Raw genomic sequence first — 671 nt, 5'->3', positions numbered from 1 at the left:
GGTGACCAGTGCGGGTCAGGGAAGACGCGGGGCTCTGCCCCACACCCCGGCCACCCTGCGGAGGGTGGGGGAGGCACTGATCTTGGGTGCGGGTTGGTGGGTGGTGGAGATGGTGGTGGGTCGCGGTGCGGCCCCCTCGTCAGACGGCACCCCGAGGGCAGCACACCGCCCGCCGGGCGTCCAGGACGCCTACGGCGCCGCAAGCGGTAAATCCTGGACACCCGACGAACGGCGCGCTGGGCAGAGCCTGCCGCCCAACGAGGGAACCACCCCGCTCAGCCCGGAACCCTGGCGGCCGCCGAGGACGGGGAACGCCCCGACAGGCCGACGTACGGGGAAAGGCTCGCCCGGCACCAGGACCCGCCGGTTACGGTGCTGACCATGGCAACCAGCACGAGACCGGCCGAACACCCCGGGTACGCACTGCTGATTGCCGCCGAGCCGTCCGTGCGCCACCCGCTCGCCGTCGCCGCGATGCTCCCGCAGCTGGCCGCCGTCCCGCCGGCGCGACTCGTGGGCACCTCGTACGCCAGTGCCGTGCAGCTAGCCAACCCCGACGACCCCAACACCGTGTTGACGACCGTCCGCACCGCGGCCGCCGTCGAGGGCCCGCTACTCGTCTACGTCGCCGGGCACCTCGTGGTCGACACCCGCCAGCACCGCCTCCACCT

General features: G+C 73.3%; 1 pseudogene. It reads left to right on the top strand.

Annotated features, from left to right (window positions below):
• Positions 1–381: 381 nt before the first annotated feature.
• Positions 382–671, top strand: a pseudogene (locus RNC47_RS36090) (hypothetical protein); the annotation flags it as partial.

This window comes from Streptomyces millisiae (assembly GCF_031845425.1).
GTDB lineage: Bacteria > Actinomycetota > Actinomycetes > Streptomycetales > Streptomycetaceae > Streptomyces > Streptomyces millisiae.
The sequence above is the reverse complement of the archived record's forward strand: the minus strand, read 5'-3'. Positions and strand labels throughout refer to the sequence as shown.